This is a genomic window from Priestia aryabhattai (genome assembly GCF_023715685.1).
GTDB lineage: Bacteria > Bacillota > Bacilli > Bacillales > Bacillaceae_H > Priestia > Priestia aryabhattai_B.
Genome location: NZ_JAMBOQ010000104.1, coordinates 1 through 365 on the forward strand (window position 1 = coordinate 1; position 365 = coordinate 365).

Here is a 365-nt window from a genome sequence, read left to right on the forward strand (position 1 = left end):
TATCGGTGTTAGTCCCGTCCTTCATCGGCTCCTAGTGCCAAGGCATTCACCGTGCGCCCTTTCTAACTTAACCATTAGCGAATAAATGGTACAACATACTGTTGTGTTATTTATTGGTTTGATTAAAAGAAAAGTTTCACTTTTCCTCAGCAATTACTGTTATCTAGTTTTCAAAGAACAATGTTTTTAAGAGATTACTCTCTCAAAACTGAACAAATTCAACAAACGTACGTCATCTAAAATCCTTAGAAAGGAGGTGATCCAGCCGCACCTTCCGATACGGCTACCTTGTTACGACTTCACCCCAATCATCTGTCCCACCTTAGGCGGCTAGCTCCTTACGGTTACTCCACCGACTTCGGGTG

At 42.5% G+C, this 365-nt stretch carries 1 rRNA gene; it reads right to left on the minus strand.

From position 1 onward, the window contains the following. Positions 1-249 precede the first annotated feature (249 nt). Positions 250-365, minus strand: a 16S ribosomal RNA gene (locus M3225_RS29190); the annotation flags it as partial.